Origin of the sequence: Flavobacterium sp. RHBU_3 (genome assembly GCF_046613565.1) — a bacterium.
Taxonomy (GTDB): Bacteria; Bacteroidota; Bacteroidia; order Flavobacteriales; family Flavobacteriaceae; genus Flavobacterium.
The window spans coordinates 155,370-170,260 of record NZ_JBKJHC010000002.1 but is presented as its reverse complement, the minus strand read 5'-3'; the positions used below and the strand labels follow the sequence as shown (position 1 = coordinate 170,260).

12 protein-coding genes are annotated in these 14,891 nt (G+C 44.2%); 1 reads left to right on the top strand and 11 read right to left on the bottom strand.

The window, feature by feature from the left end; all coding sequences use genetic code 11:
• Window positions 1-47: 47 nt before the first annotated feature.
• The 11 genes from ACLI1A_RS03065 to ACLI1A_RS03015 form a co-directional block, all read right to left on the bottom strand.
• Window positions 48-1,940: an Nramp family divalent metal transporter gene (locus ACLI1A_RS03065; RefSeq protein ID WP_411405967.1), complete on the bottom strand. Its 1,893-nt coding sequence runs from the start codon at window positions 1,938-1,940 to the stop codon at window positions 48-50.
• A 10-nt stretch (window positions 1,941-1,950) separates the two neighbouring features.
• A complete protein-coding gene (locus ACLI1A_RS03060; RefSeq protein WP_411405965.1) occupies window positions 1,951-2,604 on the bottom strand; it encodes a metal-dependent transcriptional regulator in 654 nt (217 codons plus the stop codon).
• Between the two features lie 100 nt (window positions 2,605-2,704).
• Window positions 2,705-3,454: a tetratricopeptide repeat protein gene (locus ACLI1A_RS03055; RefSeq protein ID WP_411405963.1), complete on the bottom strand. Its 750-nt coding sequence runs from the start codon at window positions 3,452-3,454 to the stop codon at window positions 2,705-2,707.
• A 1-nt stretch (window position 3,455) separates the two neighbouring features.
• Window positions 3,456-3,836 (bottom strand): GxxExxY protein, encoded by a 381-nt coding sequence (locus ACLI1A_RS03050; RefSeq protein ID WP_411405961.1) that lies wholly within the window; start codon window positions 3,834-3,836, stop codon window positions 3,456-3,458.
• 280 nt (window positions 3,837-4,116) lie between these two features.
• Window positions 4,117-5,946: a BatD family protein gene (locus tag ACLI1A_RS03045; protein WP_411405959.1), complete on the bottom strand. Its 1,830-nt coding sequence runs from the start codon at window positions 5,944-5,946 to the stop codon at window positions 4,117-4,119.
• A gap of 67 nt (window positions 5,947-6,013) precedes the next feature.
• Window positions 6,014-6,835, bottom strand: a complete 822-nt coding sequence (locus ACLI1A_RS03040; protein ID WP_411405957.1) for a tetratricopeptide repeat protein — start codon at window positions 6,833-6,835, stop codon at window positions 6,014-6,016.
• Complete coding sequence (locus ACLI1A_RS03035; protein ID WP_411405955.1) at window positions 6,835-7,869, bottom strand: vWA domain-containing protein; 1,035 nt, start codon at window positions 7,867-7,869, stop codon at window positions 6,835-6,837. The genes ACLI1A_RS03040 and ACLI1A_RS03035 overlap by 1 nt, the downstream gene beginning before the upstream one ends.
• A gap of 3 nt (window positions 7,870-7,872) precedes the next feature.
• Window positions 7,873-8,880, bottom strand: coding sequence for a vWA domain-containing protein (locus ACLI1A_RS03030; RefSeq protein ID WP_411405953.1), 1,008 nt, complete (start codon window positions 8,878-8,880; stop codon window positions 7,873-7,875).
• Window position 8,881: 1 nt separating this feature from the next.
• Window positions 8,882-10,552 carry a hypothetical protein gene (locus tag ACLI1A_RS03025; protein ID WP_411405951.1) on the bottom strand — a complete coding sequence of 557 codons (1,671 nt, stop codon included), beginning with the start codon at window positions 10,550-10,552 and terminating at the stop codon, window positions 8,882-8,884.
• 13 nt (window positions 10,553-10,565) lie between these two features.
• Window positions 10,566-11,432, bottom strand: a complete 867-nt coding sequence (locus ACLI1A_RS03020; RefSeq protein WP_411405949.1) for a DUF58 domain-containing protein — start codon at window positions 11,430-11,432, stop codon at window positions 10,566-10,568.
• 106 nt (window positions 11,433-11,538) lie between these two features.
• Complete coding sequence (locus ACLI1A_RS03015; RefSeq protein WP_411405947.1) at window positions 11,539-12,543, bottom strand: AAA family ATPase; 1,005 nt, start codon at window positions 12,541-12,543, stop codon at window positions 11,539-11,541.
• 272 nt (window positions 12,544-12,815) lie between these two features.
• Between ACLI1A_RS03015 and ACLI1A_RS03010 the strand changes: the two genes are divergently transcribed.
• Window positions 12,816-14,843: a M43 family zinc metalloprotease gene (locus tag ACLI1A_RS03010; protein WP_411405945.1), complete on the top strand. Its 2,028-nt coding sequence runs from the start codon at window positions 12,816-12,818 to the stop codon at window positions 14,841-14,843.
• Window positions 14,844-14,891: the final 48 nt, after the last annotated feature.

The following is a 14,891-nucleotide window of genomic DNA, read 5'->3' as shown; positions in this document are numbered from 1 at the left end:
TTACTATATAATCTCACAAAAATGCGGCGCAAACAGCGCCGCATTTTTTATTTATGTCCGTCCTTTATAATCAGTACGGGTATTTTTACTTTGTGTCGTACAGCATCTACCGTAGTACCAAACACAAGATCTTTAAAAAAGTGATGACCATGTGCTCCCAGTATCAGTATATCAAACGTGCCGTTATCATTAACAACCTTAGGAATCTGCTTTTTAGGACTACCAAAGCTTAACTGAGTATCTACAACATAGCCTCTTTCAGAAAGGCTGGTTTTATAGCGGGTAAGGTACTCCATATCAGTATTAGTTTCATAATCCTGTGCCTGGTCTCCGTGCAGCATAGCGCCCACGGTTTCCACTATGTGTATCAGTGTATACTTCGCCTCTTTTCCGCCAAGCTGTAACGCGCTGGAAAGTGTTTTTTCATCAGTACGGCTAAAGTCGAGCGCCACGGCTATGTTACGGTACATTTGCTTTTCGGGCAAAGTGCGTATTGCAGCCGGGGTAAGGTGCGGCACTATACTTTCTACCGCCCTGCCCTTGCGCACTAATGGTTCTATGGTTATGTAAAGCAGTAAAACAGCCGCTGCAACAGCTATTGGCACCACAAACACCCATATATATACCGGGTGGGCAGAAGTTTCGACCCAGCCCTTTATTTCATCAAAGACAAGCTTTACATTCAGTCCTACAATAACCAGCGCAATACTCCACGAGGCTATTTTTGTAACCGTGCCAATGGCAAACTCATTCATGCGGCTTTTATCGCTTACAAAATGAATCAGTGGTATTATGGCAAAGCCGAGTTGCAGGCTCAGCACCACCTGGCTTAAGACCAAGAGCTCTCCTGTAGCCGAATCGCCAAAATACACTATGGCTATAAAAGCCGGTGCTATAGCTATAAGGCGGGTTACAATACGGCGCACCCACGGCTGTATACGCAGGCTCAGGTAGCCTTCCATTACTATTTGCCCGGCCAGTGTACCCGTTACGGTACTGCTTTGCCCTGCGGCAATAAGCGCCAGCGCAAACAGTACGGCTGCACTGCTGCCCAGCATGGGTTCCAGTAGCTTGTGGGCGTCCTGTATATCGGCTATTTCATGCAGACCGTTGGTAAAAAAGGTAGCCGCAGCAAGTATAAGTATCGCAGCGTTTACAAAAAATGCAAGATTAAGTGCTATAACCGAGTCGATAAGATTATAACGTATGGCCTGTTTTATTCCCTGAAACGACCGGTCGAACTTTCGGGTTTGTACCAATGATGAATGCAGGTACAGGTTGTGCGGCATTACCGTAGCGCCTATAATACCTATGGCTATATACAATGCAGCGGTATTAGGCAACGAAGGTACCAGCCCTTTTACAATCTCGGCACCATCGGGTTTGGCAAAGAACATTTCTGCCAAAAATGAAAGCCCTATAATACTGATTAGCCCTATAATAAACGCTTCCATTTTTTTAATGCCCTTATTCATAAGGAACAGCAGCAAAAATGTATCAAACATGGTAATGCCTACTCCCCACAGCATGGGTAGTTTAAACAATAGGTTAAGCCCTATGGCCATACCCAGTACTTCGGCAAGGTCGCAGGCAGCAATAGCCACTTCGGCCAGCAGGTAAAGGAAAAAATTAATGGCTTTAGGATAGGTTTCCCGTGATGCCTGAGCCAAATCGCGACGGGTAACAATACCCAGGCGTGCACTGAGGCTTTGCAGCAGCAGCGCCATAATGTTGCTCATAAGCAAAACCCATATAAGGGTATACCCAAATTGGCTGCCTCCGGCTATATCAGTGGCCCAGTTTCCGGGATCCATGTACCCCACGCTAATCATGTAGGCGGGGCCAAAAAAGGCAAGAACTTTTTTCCAGCCTGTAACATTCTGGCCTGCGTTTACCGACTCGTGTACTTCCTCAAGCGAGTGAGAGTTTTTGTTTGGCATAAGCTAAATGTTATACGGGTTTTACAAAAAGGTTTCCGGCAATTTTATTAGACACGGTAAGTTCCCGGTCTTTAATCCGGATGTTTACCGAAAGGTCGAAATCCTCGCGCCCCAGCACATGTATGGTTGCGCCAAGGGCTATCTGCTGCTTGTCCAGGTATTGCAAAAACGGTGCTGAGCTGTCCTTTACCCCCACACAAATCACGTTTTTACCTGCTGCAACTTCAGAAAGCAGTTTCTTTTCTACCGATTTTATATTTCCTCCGGCATCGGGTATAGGATCGCCATGCGGGTCTTCGGTAGGGAAATCCATAAACTCATCCAGCCGGTTTATCAGCTTGTCCGATTTTATGTGTTCAAGCTGTTCGGCCACATCGTGTACTTCATCCCAACTAAAACCTAATTTTTCCACAAGGAAGAGTTCCCACAGGCGGTGTTTGCGCACTATCATCAGCGCGGCAAAGGTACCTGCCTCGGTAAGCTGTACGCCCTGGTATTTGACGTAGTTTGCCAGGCCTTTTTCGGCCAGTTTTTGCACCATATCTGTAACCGATGACGGCTTGCTTTCCATAAGGCCGGCAATGGCATTGGTGCTTACTCCTTTTCCCGTTTGTTGAGAAAGGTGGTATATTATCTTTAGGTAATTCTCTTCAGAATGTGTCATTTATAATAATGCAATAAAAACAAATGTACCTAAATATTTTCTGCTTTAAAAATATTTTTAGATTAAACTAAAAATATGTTAGTGCCATAAAAAAAGCAGCTTAAAGCTGCTCTTTGATTTTTTTAATATCCTTTTTATTTATCCAGCCTATTTTTTCATCTGCCAGTTGTATCTTATCCCAGTTATCTTCGCTTTGCAGAACATTCACTTTCGTTCCCGAATGCAGTATAAAAGCATCCTGTGCATTTTCTCTTGGCTCGGCCTTAACCGAAACCACTTCGGGGAATACTACAGCGTAATTCTCACGGTTCTTCTGCGATTTAACGTATATGGCAGATATAACACTCAGTACCAGCAACCCGGCTGCCACAAACATTCCCACAAAGAAAATACGCTTAAGCAGTGTACTACCCGAAAAGTAATACCCTATAAACAGTGCAAGGCACAAAAAGGCAAAACTCACCGCTATCCACCCCCAGGTATTGTAATGATAGCTGCCGGTAGCATTGTAAATCATTTTAGAAAAGCCCACCCGCGGTGTAGCCTTTATGTCGTCTATGGTCATTTTCTGGGCAAAGCCAAGATTTATTTGGGCATCTTTATTACCCGGATCCAGCAGCAATGCCTTTTCAAAATAATAAACAGCCGGAGCCACCTGGTTCAGCTTATAATAAGCATTACCCAAATTAAAATACACCTCAGCCGATTCTTTACCCTCTTTTAGTATACCCTCATACTGAGCCGCAGCGCCTTTGTAGTCGCCCTTTTTGTACAGGGCATTACCCTGGTCAAAGCTTTGCGCCATAACCAACTGGGTTATAAAGAGTATTATGTATGCTATATTTTTCATGCTATAATGTCCCGTTAATTACTCTCCTCAAACCATCTTTGAGTAATATAACATTAAAATTTATTAAAAAACCTAATTTACAGCCCGATAACTTCAGATAAGTCAGTAACTGTGCAAGATGGATGTCATGGACTTCTTCAACAGATTTAACTTCGATAATAAACTTGTTCTCTACTATAATATCTGTGCGGTATCCGGTATCCAGCTTTATTTCTCCATATTGAAGCGGCATTGGCTTTTCTTTTTCAACATATAAACCTGACTTGTATATTTCATAGCACAAACATTCGGTATAGGCACTTTCCAGAAGTCCCGGGCCAAGAGCCTTGTGAACTTTGAGCGCACAATCAAAGGCTATTTTTGCTATTTGGTTTTCTGTCATAAACATTCTTGTTAGCCTTACTCTTTATTTTTTTACCACAAGGTGCACAAAGTTTTTTCACTAAGCACACTATGTTATTGACCACAAGTACCGACTTCGTCAGCGTACAAAGTACACAAAGCTTTGCGGTGCAGAGCTTGGAGCTAGGCTCCAAACCTTTGTGAACTTTTAAGTACTATATTTTGTTATTCATTTACCTTGTGAACTCCGTGAAAAAACTTTGTGCATCTTGTGGTAAAAATATCACGAAAAAGCCCTATCACTTCGCACTTAATTCTATCTAAGAAACCTGTTTTGCTAAACTCGTTATTACACTCACCGCACTTTCGTAATCCTGGTTCATAGCCGTATCTGACGATGGTGCATAACGTGCAAACTCACAACTGTCCATAATACGGCTAAACGCGTCTACCGTATCCGGGTTAGCATTGCGCGAAAGTAAAAGCTCGCGTATGTTATCGCGACTCAGCTCGGCAGTTTCAATGCGCAGTTTTGCTTTCAGGAAGTTGTGCAGGGCTTTTTCAAGCGCCAGGTAGAACGGCTCTTTGTTGCCCAACTCTTTCCGTGCCGCAGTAAGGTACTTTTTAGCCAGCTTATTGTTGTTTCGTATCTTGCTGCCTTCCACATCACTATCGTAGGCTTCTTTCTTCTTACGTGCCAATACAATTACCGGGATGAATGCAAACGGTGCAGCTAACAGCACATAGAAAAGCGTAGAACCGTAAAAATCCTCATTGGTCTGCGCCCTCAGCGTTGTCTGGGTAGCTATGTAGCGGAAGGTTTCACCCGCGGCTACTTTCTGTTTGCCACCCTGTGCTTTGTTAGATGCCACTGTGCCTTCCGGTACGCTAAGCACATCTATCATTATCTCATCGCTGGTTTTGCTGTAGTATTTGCCTGTAGCAGGGTCAAACCACGAGAACGTCATGGCTTTTATTGGGTACTTGCCTTTATTGTTTGGCACTATCGTGTACACATCGCTTATACTACCTGTCATACCTGTAAGCGGCGTTTGAACATCTTCTTTATGTTCAGGGTCATACATTTCCAGTGCGGCAGGCACTTCGGGCTTCGGCAGGCTAAACAGTTTCAGGTTACCCTTACCGTTAACGCTTACCGTAAGCTTAATCGACTCACCATTTTTGCTTGTGGTTTTATCTGGCGTAACCTTAAAATCGAATTTACCTACAGCTCCGGCAAAGTCGGCCGGCTTACCCGCTTCCGGCAACGCCCTTACGTTAATATACTGCTTGCCGGTACTCACCGTCATTTTAGTCTCCTTCATCTGCACACGCCCAAAGAAATCAGGGCGGCCAGCTACTATCTCTGCGCCAATTTCATCAATCAGCGGCTCTAATAGTAATTTCCCGCTTTTCTGCGGATACAATACCGCCTTACGCACTACTATATAATGCGCAGGTTTGCCTTTGTAAGTACCCTCTTTCAGTTGAATTTTCTCTCCTTTAAGCAAGTCCACCTGGCTCCAGAAGTCGTTATATTTCGGGGTAGTCTTTTCCTGCCACGATATATTACCCACATTACCACCTATGTACAACTTGTATACTACATTAACCGGTTCGTTTACATACGGGTTTGTATTTTGCACTTCAGCTACAAGATGTACCTCGTCTTTCGGATCTATATTGATGTTTTGCTGCTGTTGTTGCTGTTGCTGCCTGCGCCCAAACGGGTCAAACGGATTGAAAGGGTTGTATTGCGGCGCCTGCTGATCCGGATCGGGTTCTGCCACGGCGTTGCCCACCGTGATTTTAAACGGTGTTGTTTTGTATTCTACCCCCGCTATTTCTATAGTAGCCGAACCAATGGTAAAAGTACCTTTAGCAGTAGGCGTAAGCAAGTAATTATAGCTTTTGCTAAAAGTATGTTTACCGTTTACCCAAGAGTTATTAATGCTTTGCCCCGGCCCCGAAACCTTAAATCCCTGAAACGATGGCGGCACAAAGTTATCACCGTCTTGGTTCATGGTAAACTCTACACGTACGTGCTCATTCACCCCTATCTTGCTGCGGCTGGGTGTGGCTTTAAACTCCACCTGGGCGTATAGCCCCTGGAGTGCTAAAAGGAATAATAAGATTAAATACTTTTTCATTACGTTCGTTATTCCGCTTTCAGGCGGTCAGTTTCCTTTTTTGCAAAAATAGCATTTGTGGTGGCTATTACCAGTCTTTTTCAGGTTTTACCTGCTGGCCACGCACTTTTTTACCGTTTTTCAGTTTATCCTGAACTTTTTTCTCTTCGTTGTTCATAGCATCGAGCATGCGTTCCATCTGGTCTTTGTTAGGGCTGGCACCGCTTGGTTTAGGGTCGCCGCCTTCATTCTTATCCTTGCCGTTACCGTTCTTTTTATCTTTATTATCGCCTTTATCCTGGTTGTTATCCTGTTTATCTTTTCCGTCTTTCTTATCCTTGTCCTGGTCTTTTTTATCGTCACCTCCACCTTTGTTAGGATCCTGGTTTTTGTTGTCCTTGTTTTTATCCTGCTGGTCCTTTTTGTCCTTATCGTTGTTCTTTTGCGGTGGTGGCGGAGGGTTTTGCTTCAGCATTTTCTTAGCCAGGGCAAAGTTATAACGCGTTTGCTCATCGGCCGGGTTATTGCGCAAAGCATTTTTATAGGCTTCCACCGCGTTTTGATAATCCTTTAATTCCATAAGCGCATTGCCCATATTGTGGAAAGCACGGTGCTTGTCCTCCTTGGTCTTAGCCATTTCTATGGCACGGGCATACGCAAAAGCCGATTCAGCCGGTTTCTTCTGCCTGTAAATGGCATTACCCAAGTTGTATGAGGCTATCGACTTGCCCGGTTCATTACTACCCGAAATGCGGTATTCTGCTTCGGCAGTGGTATAATCTTTACTGTCAAAGGCTTTATTACCCTTCGGCAGGTTCCTGTCTTTTACCTGAACCTGTTGTGGCTGCTTTTCCTGCGAAAAAGCCGTAATGGCACCAAGCAGCAGGCATACTGTAAGTACTCTTTTCATTATTCTTTTTCGTTAAACAGGTTAAGTTTTGTAATCCAGGCCGTTTTCCTGTCCAGCAGAAAGATGTCTATAAACAGGAGCAAAAACGCTGCTCCTAAAAACCACTGGAACTGCGACTCGTATAGCGCTACCTCTTTAGAATCGAATTCCTTTTTTTCTATGTTGTCCAAAGCCTTTTTTACATACTCGGTTACCTCGCGGGTTGTACCACCGTATACATAACCACCATCGGTTTTTTCGGCTATGGTTTTCAGGGCTTCCGGGTATAGCTTTGTAATTACTGTTTCGCCTATATTATCCTGTTTATACCCCTGAAGCTTGCCGTTTTCACGCAGTGGTATAGGCCCTCCTTTTTCGGTACCCACACCTATGGTAAGTATCTTAATGCCTTTTTCTTTTGCCTCAGCAGCCGCGGCTTCACTATCCTCTCCGTGGTCTTCACCGTCCGAAATCAGTATCAGCAACTTGCTGGTCTGGGGGTCGTCATAATACGTTGAAGCAAGATGAATAGCATCGGCTATAGCAGTACCCTGACTCGAAACCATATCGGTATTCATGTTCTGCAAAAACATCTTTGCCACACTGTAGTCAGTAGTAATGGGCAGTACCGGATAGGCACTACCAGCATAACCGATGATACCAATGCGGTCGGCACCCAGGCTGTTGATGATTTGCGATGTGATTTGCTTCGCCTTTTCCAGCCTGCTTGGGGCTATGTCTTCGGCAAGCATACTTTTACTTACGTCTATGGCAAAAACAATATCTACACCCTGGCGCTTCACCGTTTCGGTACGGGTACCCACTTTTGGGTTTACCAATGCAAGGATTACGGCAGCAATGGCCAGTGATACCACGGTTAGTTTCAGTGCCGGTTTAAATACCGAACTGTCGGCGCTGAGCCTGCGTACCAGCGTAGGGTCGCCAAACTGGCGCTGCTTCCTTTTTTTCCACCACAGGTTGAATAAAAAAAGCGCTACAAGCACCGGGATAATACCCAGCAGGTACAAATATTTTGGTTCGTCTAACTCGTACATAGTTTATATAAAGCTTCTGTAAAGTGTTTTACGCGCAGCTGCCTCCAGCACAAGCAGCCCCAGGGCGGCCCATACCCACAGATGGAACTTTTCGTCGTAATTATAAAACTTTTGTTCTTCTATCTCGGTTTTCTCGAGCTTGTTTATCTCTTCATAAATAGCCTTAAGCCTGCTGTTACTGGTAGCCCTAAAGTAGGTACCATCGGTTTTCTTGGCTATTTCTTTCAGCAGCGCCTCGTCTATTTCTACCGGCATCATCTGGTACACAAGCTTACCCGTACGCGGATCTTTAGCATACGGCATCATGGCGCGGCCGTTGCTGCCTATACCTATGGTGTACACCTTTATGTTGTGCTCCTTAGCAAAGTCCGATGCCATACGCGGGTCTATAAAACCCGAATTGTTTACACCGTCTGTCAGCAGTATAATGATGCGGCTTTTTGCCTTGCTTTCCTTCAGCCTGTTTATGGCAGTAGCAAGTCCTACGCCTATACCTGTACCGTCCTGCAGCACCTGGTCGTCGTATTGTATTTCGCTTATCGATTGTTTTACAAGCTCCTTATCGCTGGTTACAGGTACACGGGTATAGCTTTCGCCTGCGTAAACCACCAGGCCTATACGGTCGTTAGGGCGATTGTCTACAAAATCCTCTGCTACTTTTTTAAGTGCTTCAAGGCGGTTTGGTTTAAGGTCTTTGGCAAGCATACTGCCCGAAACGTCTATAGCCATAACAATGTCTATACCCATGGTAGAGCGTATCTTGTTGTTGATGTCTACCTTACGCGGACGGGCAAGCCCCACAATAATACAGCTTAGTGCCAATAGCCTCAGTGCAAACAACACCGGCTTTAGCTTAGCAAGCATAGATGGTGCCGCCTTAAAACCGTTTAGTGAACTAACCGTAAGTGCTGCGGTTTGTTTTTTCCTTTTCCAGATGTACCAGCCAATAGCCACAGGTATTGCCGCAAACAGCCAGAAGAAACCGGGATTTAAAAATGTTACTTCGTTCATATTATTGCGGTTGCTCTTGTTGCTCTTGTTGTTGCTGATTCGGGTTCAGGTTCCTCATTTCTATCGAATTCTTTATGCGCTCCATTATTTTAGGGGCATACTCGTCGCCTTCTTTATGCAGTATGGTTATTTCCTGCAAGCCCTGTTGCTGCCCAAAAACATACACCTCATAATACAGCCTGCGCGACTGCTTGGTAAGCGGATCAGGATAGGCCATGGTACCGTAAGCACGCTTTCCGGTAATACCGTTTGGTGTTCGGAATTCTTCATCCTTAACCAGGATATCTTCTGCGCCGTTTCCTTCCCATGTTTTTATAACGCCTTCTATCACCGTACCCAGGTCTACATCCTTAGGCTCTTTCATGTTTAGGGTAGCTACCGCAATATAAAAATCACCAAAAGGCTTACCGTCGCCAAACATGGCCATATCCTTAAACAGCGCATAGCTGTCTTTTGGCATCAGTGTCGATGGATCAAGGCGTTTTAGTACGTGTGGGGTTTCTATAGTAACACCCGGCACACCATATTCGCTTTTTACCCAGCTGCCTTCCAGCATTTCTTTGGTAGACTCACCGTACAGCAGGCCTCTCACAAAAGTGTAACCAAAATATCCGGACACGGCAAAAACCACTACACAAGCACCTACAATGACCATATTGCGCCTTTGTTTTTTGCGTTTGGCTTCTTCCTTTAGGCGTTTGGCTTCCAGCCATGCCTGTGTGGTATCTTCTTCATCCGGCTTATCTTCCGGAATACTTCGGTCTATAACCACTATGGTTTGTTCTATACGGCTGCGGTCGTCGGCAATTTCAAAATCCAGCGGTCGCGATTTGGCAAACTTCACCATATCGGCAGTCCGCAGTACTTTCTCAAGCTGCTCAAAGGTTTCCTGCTTCAGTACCATTTTGCGGCGTTTTATGGCTTCGCGCATGGCTTCTATCAGTTCGCCTGTGGTGCTTTCCATAGCCGGTACGTGTATGGCTTCTTCTATATACATACGGGCTATATCGGCCAGTTCGCTATAGTATTCTTTTACAGCCCCCTGTTGCAGTAGTTCTTTCTTTTCAAGATTTTGCAGTTCGGCAGTAGCCTTTTCTATTGGCGAAACAACAACCTCAGGTTTTTTCTTCTCTGCCGGTTTCTTGTTACGAAGGAAAAACCACCATCCGGCAAAGCCCAATGCAGCCAAAACCACTATGCCCAATAGTATCCATACCCACATCGGGGTAAAGGATTCGCCAGTAGCTACAGGTTTAATGTCGTACATTTTTTGCTTCAGGGTATCTACCTGTACAGGTGCTACCTCAAGCACTAATGAATCGGTTTGCAGGGTTTTGTTATTTATAACTACCGGAAGGCGTGGTATTACATATCTCCCGCTGTCAAACTGGGTAATGCCGTATTTTTTTACCAGCTCATAGATGCTGCCTTTTTTCACAGTATCTACCGGGTACGACTCCAGTACTTCCAACTGTCCGAATACTTTACCTTCGGGGAAGTTTACCCTGTCTTTGCTGTTTACGGTAGCCTTAAGGGTAAGGTTAGCCTGCGCCCCTATTTTTATCTTAGCTGAATCGATACTGGTTTGTATAGGATTTTGCTGCGCAATGGCGGCAAACCCTATAAACAGCGCCAGTAAGGCATACAGATAGTTGTTTTTTGTTACTCTCATGGTTTTAACCTGCTTATGCCCGGGCCTTAAAATAGCCCAACAGTTTGGTTACATACGATTCGTCTGTGCGGGTGCTTACCGTACCGGCACCGCATCGGCTAAATGTTTCCTGGAAATATTTTACCTTTTCCTGATAATACTTTTCATATTGCAGGCGTACCTTTTTGCTGCCGGTATTAACCAGCAGGGTCTCACCGCTTTCGGCATCGGTCATTTGCACCATACCCAGGTTAGGCAACTGTTCCTCACGGGTATCATACACGCGCACCCCGGTAATATCGTGCTTTTTAGCAGCTATTTTTAAGGTATGGTCATAACCATCGGCCATAAAATCAGAGATAAGGAATACAATAGCCCTCTTTTTCAGCACGCCCGACAGGAATTTAAGCGCCTGGCCTACATCAGTCTTTTTGCTTTTCGGCTGAAACTCTATCAGCTCACGGATGATGCGCAGCACGTGGCTCTTCCCTTTTTTGGGAGGGATAAACAGCTCTATCTGGTCTGAGAAAAGTATAAGGCCTATTTTGTCGTTATTCTGCGTAGCCGAAAACGCCATGGTAGCCGCAATTTCGGTAACAATATCGCGCTTAAAAGCGTTTTGTGTACCAAAGCTTTCGCTACCGCTCACGTCGGCCATAAGCATCATGGTAAGCTCGCGTTCTTCCTCAAAAACCTTAATGTACGGTTCGTTATAGCGCGCCGTAACGTTCCAGTCAATGTTACGCACGTCGTCGCCAAACTGGTACTGGCGCACCTCGCTAAAGGTCATACCCTTACCTTTAAACGACGAGTGGTACTCACCGGAAAATATGTGGTTGCTGAGCCGCCGGGTCTTTATCTCGATCTTGCGGACCTTTTTTAATATATCTTTTGTATCCATTTTTTTAGTTTCAAGTTTAAAGTTTCAGGTTTTTTTGCCGTTCTGTACATCTTTCTTCAGGTTCCACAACTTGAAACCTGAAACCTGAAACAAGTAAAACTAATTGCTATGGCACTTCTACCTCGTTTACAATTTTGTTGATAATATCAATCGAAGTGATGTTTTCGGCTTCGGCTTCGTAGGTAATACCTATACGGTGGCGCAGTACATCATGCACTACAGCACGTACATCTTCAGGTATTACATAACCACGACGTTTAATGAAGGCATAACACTTGGCAGCAGTGGCCAGGTTAATACTACCCCTTGGCGATGAACCAAAGCTGATAAGCGGCTTAAGGTTTGCCAACTTATATTTTTCAGGATAACGGGTAGCAAAGATGATATCAAGAATATATTTTTCTATTTTTTCGTCCATGTATACCTCACGAACTGCTGCCTGGGCACGCAGTATCTGGTCGGTAGTAACTACAGGGTTTACTTTTTCGAAAGCCCCTTTTAGGTTGGCACGTATTACCAAGCGCTCGTCTTCCATTTTAGGATAGTCTATAACCGCTTTCAGCATAAAACGGTCTACCTGCGCTTCCGGCAGCGGATAGGTACCTTCCTGTTCTACCGGGTTCATGGTAGCCATTACAAGGAATGGTTTTTCCAGCTTAAAGGTTTCGTCGCCTATAGTTACCTGCTTTTCCTGCATGGCTTCAAGCAGCGCCGACTGCACTTTTGCAGGGGCACGGTTAATCTCATCTGCAAGCACGAAGTTAGCGAAGATAGGCCCTTTTTTTATGGTAAAGTCATTTTGCTTAATGTTGTAGATAAGGGTACCCACCACGTCGGCAGGAAGCAGGTCAGGCGTAAACTGTATACGGCTAAAGCTGCCCTGGACCGCCTGGCTCAGTGTATTAATAGCCAGCGTTTTTGCAAGCCCCGGAACACCTTCCAGCAATATGTGGCCCTGGCCTAATAAACCGATTAGCAGACGCTCTATCATGTACTTCTGTCCTACGATAACCTTGTTCATTTCCATTACCAGCAGGTCTACAAAAGCGCTTTCCCTTTCTATCTTTTCATTAATCGCCCTTATGTCTAAGGCGGCAGTATTTCCTTCCATAATTTATGTCGTTGTTTTAAGGAGTGTAATTTAACAAATGCTTTTAACACCACAAATTCATTGCCGAATTTATACAGTTTACCGCGCATAGCGTGTTAATATGTTGTTAACGGGTTTTATAGTTGATGCAATTTACTGAATTTCAAAAACATAAAAACAAAACTATTATTAACTACATTGTTTTCGCTATGGTACAGGCAGTGTTAAAACGGAATTATCCCGGTTTAAGTATATTTTTGTTAATTTTGCCGGCAAATTTAATGCACAAACCAATGAAGCAATTATTATTTATTATTACCTGCCTGTTTATAACTACAGCGCAGGCGCAGGAACATTGCGGTACAGATACCTACCACCAAAATTTAGTGGCAACTAATCCTGAATATGCAAAAAGAATGCAGGAATTTGATGCAAAACCCCATAGCCGGGTAGCCTCTAAAAATGAGTCTGAAAATCCAATTTATGTTATTCCGGTTGTTTTCCATATTATGCACAAAGGAGAACCTGTGGGTGAGGGGGTTAATGTAACTGACGAGGCAATAAAGCTAAAAATTAAGCAGTTAAACGAGTCGTACAGGAAAGTCGCCGGGTCTTTAGGCGATGGAGACGGTGTAGATACCGGACTGGAATTTGCTTTGGCTGTGCGCGACCCGCAGGGAAACTGTACTAACGGTATTGTAAGGGTAGACATGACCCAAAATACTGAGTATATGAACAATGGTGTGGCTTACGACAGTTCTGGTATAGGTATAACCAATGCAAGCCTTAAAGCCACAAGCTTTTGGGATTCTAACCAGTACTACAACATTTGGATAATTTCAGAAATTGACAACGGCACCTCGCCATTGGGAGGGTATGCCCCATACGCTTCTGCACACGGTACAGCCATTGACGGCACTGTAATGCTATATTCACAAGTATTATCAACTACTGGTATAACCCTTCAGCATGAATTGGGGCATGGGCTTAATCTTTATCATACATTTGAAGGTGATAATGACGGTGCATCTTGCCCTCCGGTAGAAAATGGTTGCGGAACAGGAAGCGGCGATTGCTGTGCCGATACAGCGCCGCATATACGGTTTGCTTCATGCGATGCCTCGTTTAACGCTTGCGCCCCTAATAGTAATAATTTTAGTTTTGCTAAAAATTACATGACCTACGCACCCCAAAGTTGCCAGAATTCGTTCACGCAAAACCAGAAAGAACGCATACAGGATGCTTTGATAATACGCCAGTCTTTATTGGCAGAAAATGGTAATCTCAGTCTTGTATCTCCTTTAGTTCCACAAGTTGACTTTAAGCTTACTAGCGATGTTTTCTGTGAAAGTGAAACCGTACGCTTGTTGGATGATTCTGCATGCTCTTCAAATACTTTTATTTATAACACCGTAATGCCAGGCACTACGTTTTTATGGACTATAAGTAGCGCAGAAAACACGTATACATCAACCTACCAGAATCCGGAATTTACCGCTGCCGCAGGTACTTATGATGTATCGCTTACCGTAACAAATGCGCAGGGAAGTGCTACTTTAACAAAAAATGACTTTTTTATAGTATCGCCCGCAGGCCCACAAACTTTTTGTATTCCTACAAGTGTTGCTAACGGTTTTTTTGACCTTACCATAAGTAATGTTAGCTTTAATACTATTAACAGGGCAACAGACAAGAGGGTAGGCGGCCCTTATGTAAACTTTATGTGTACAGATAATACGGTTGTTACGGCGGGGCAAACCTATCAGCTGCATGTAACAACAAAAGCGTATCCGCAGGAAAGGATGACATTTGCAGTGCTGATAGATTTTAACAACAATGAGCTTATTGAAGTAGAAGAAATGATATTTTACGGGCAGAATGAAGATAATTATGAACAAACATTTGATATAGATGTTTTAATTCCGGAAACGGCTGTAACAAATACGCTTTTGCCTATGAGGATATGCGGAAACGGATCTCAACAGTATCTTACTTGGGAGCAGATTACATGTGAGAACAACCTATTGATTGGCGATGTGGAAGACTACGGTATTTACATTACGCCAACATTAGGTAACGAGGACTTTGAACAAAATAAAGTTGTTATTTCGCCTAACCCGGCAGCCGATATCATAAACATTAGCGCCGGTAAGCCTGTAGACAATATCATTGTTTATAACATGCTGGGCCAGGTTGTTGTGCAGCAAAACATCAACGCCGCTTCGGGGACTGTAAATATTTCAAAGCTGAGTAGTGGTACTTATTTGGTGTCTGCCACATCAGGGACGGAAGTTTACAAACAAAAAGTTATAAAAAAATAAAACTTTCAAGCCTCGCGAATGCGAGGCTTTTTTTACAAATTATGCAAC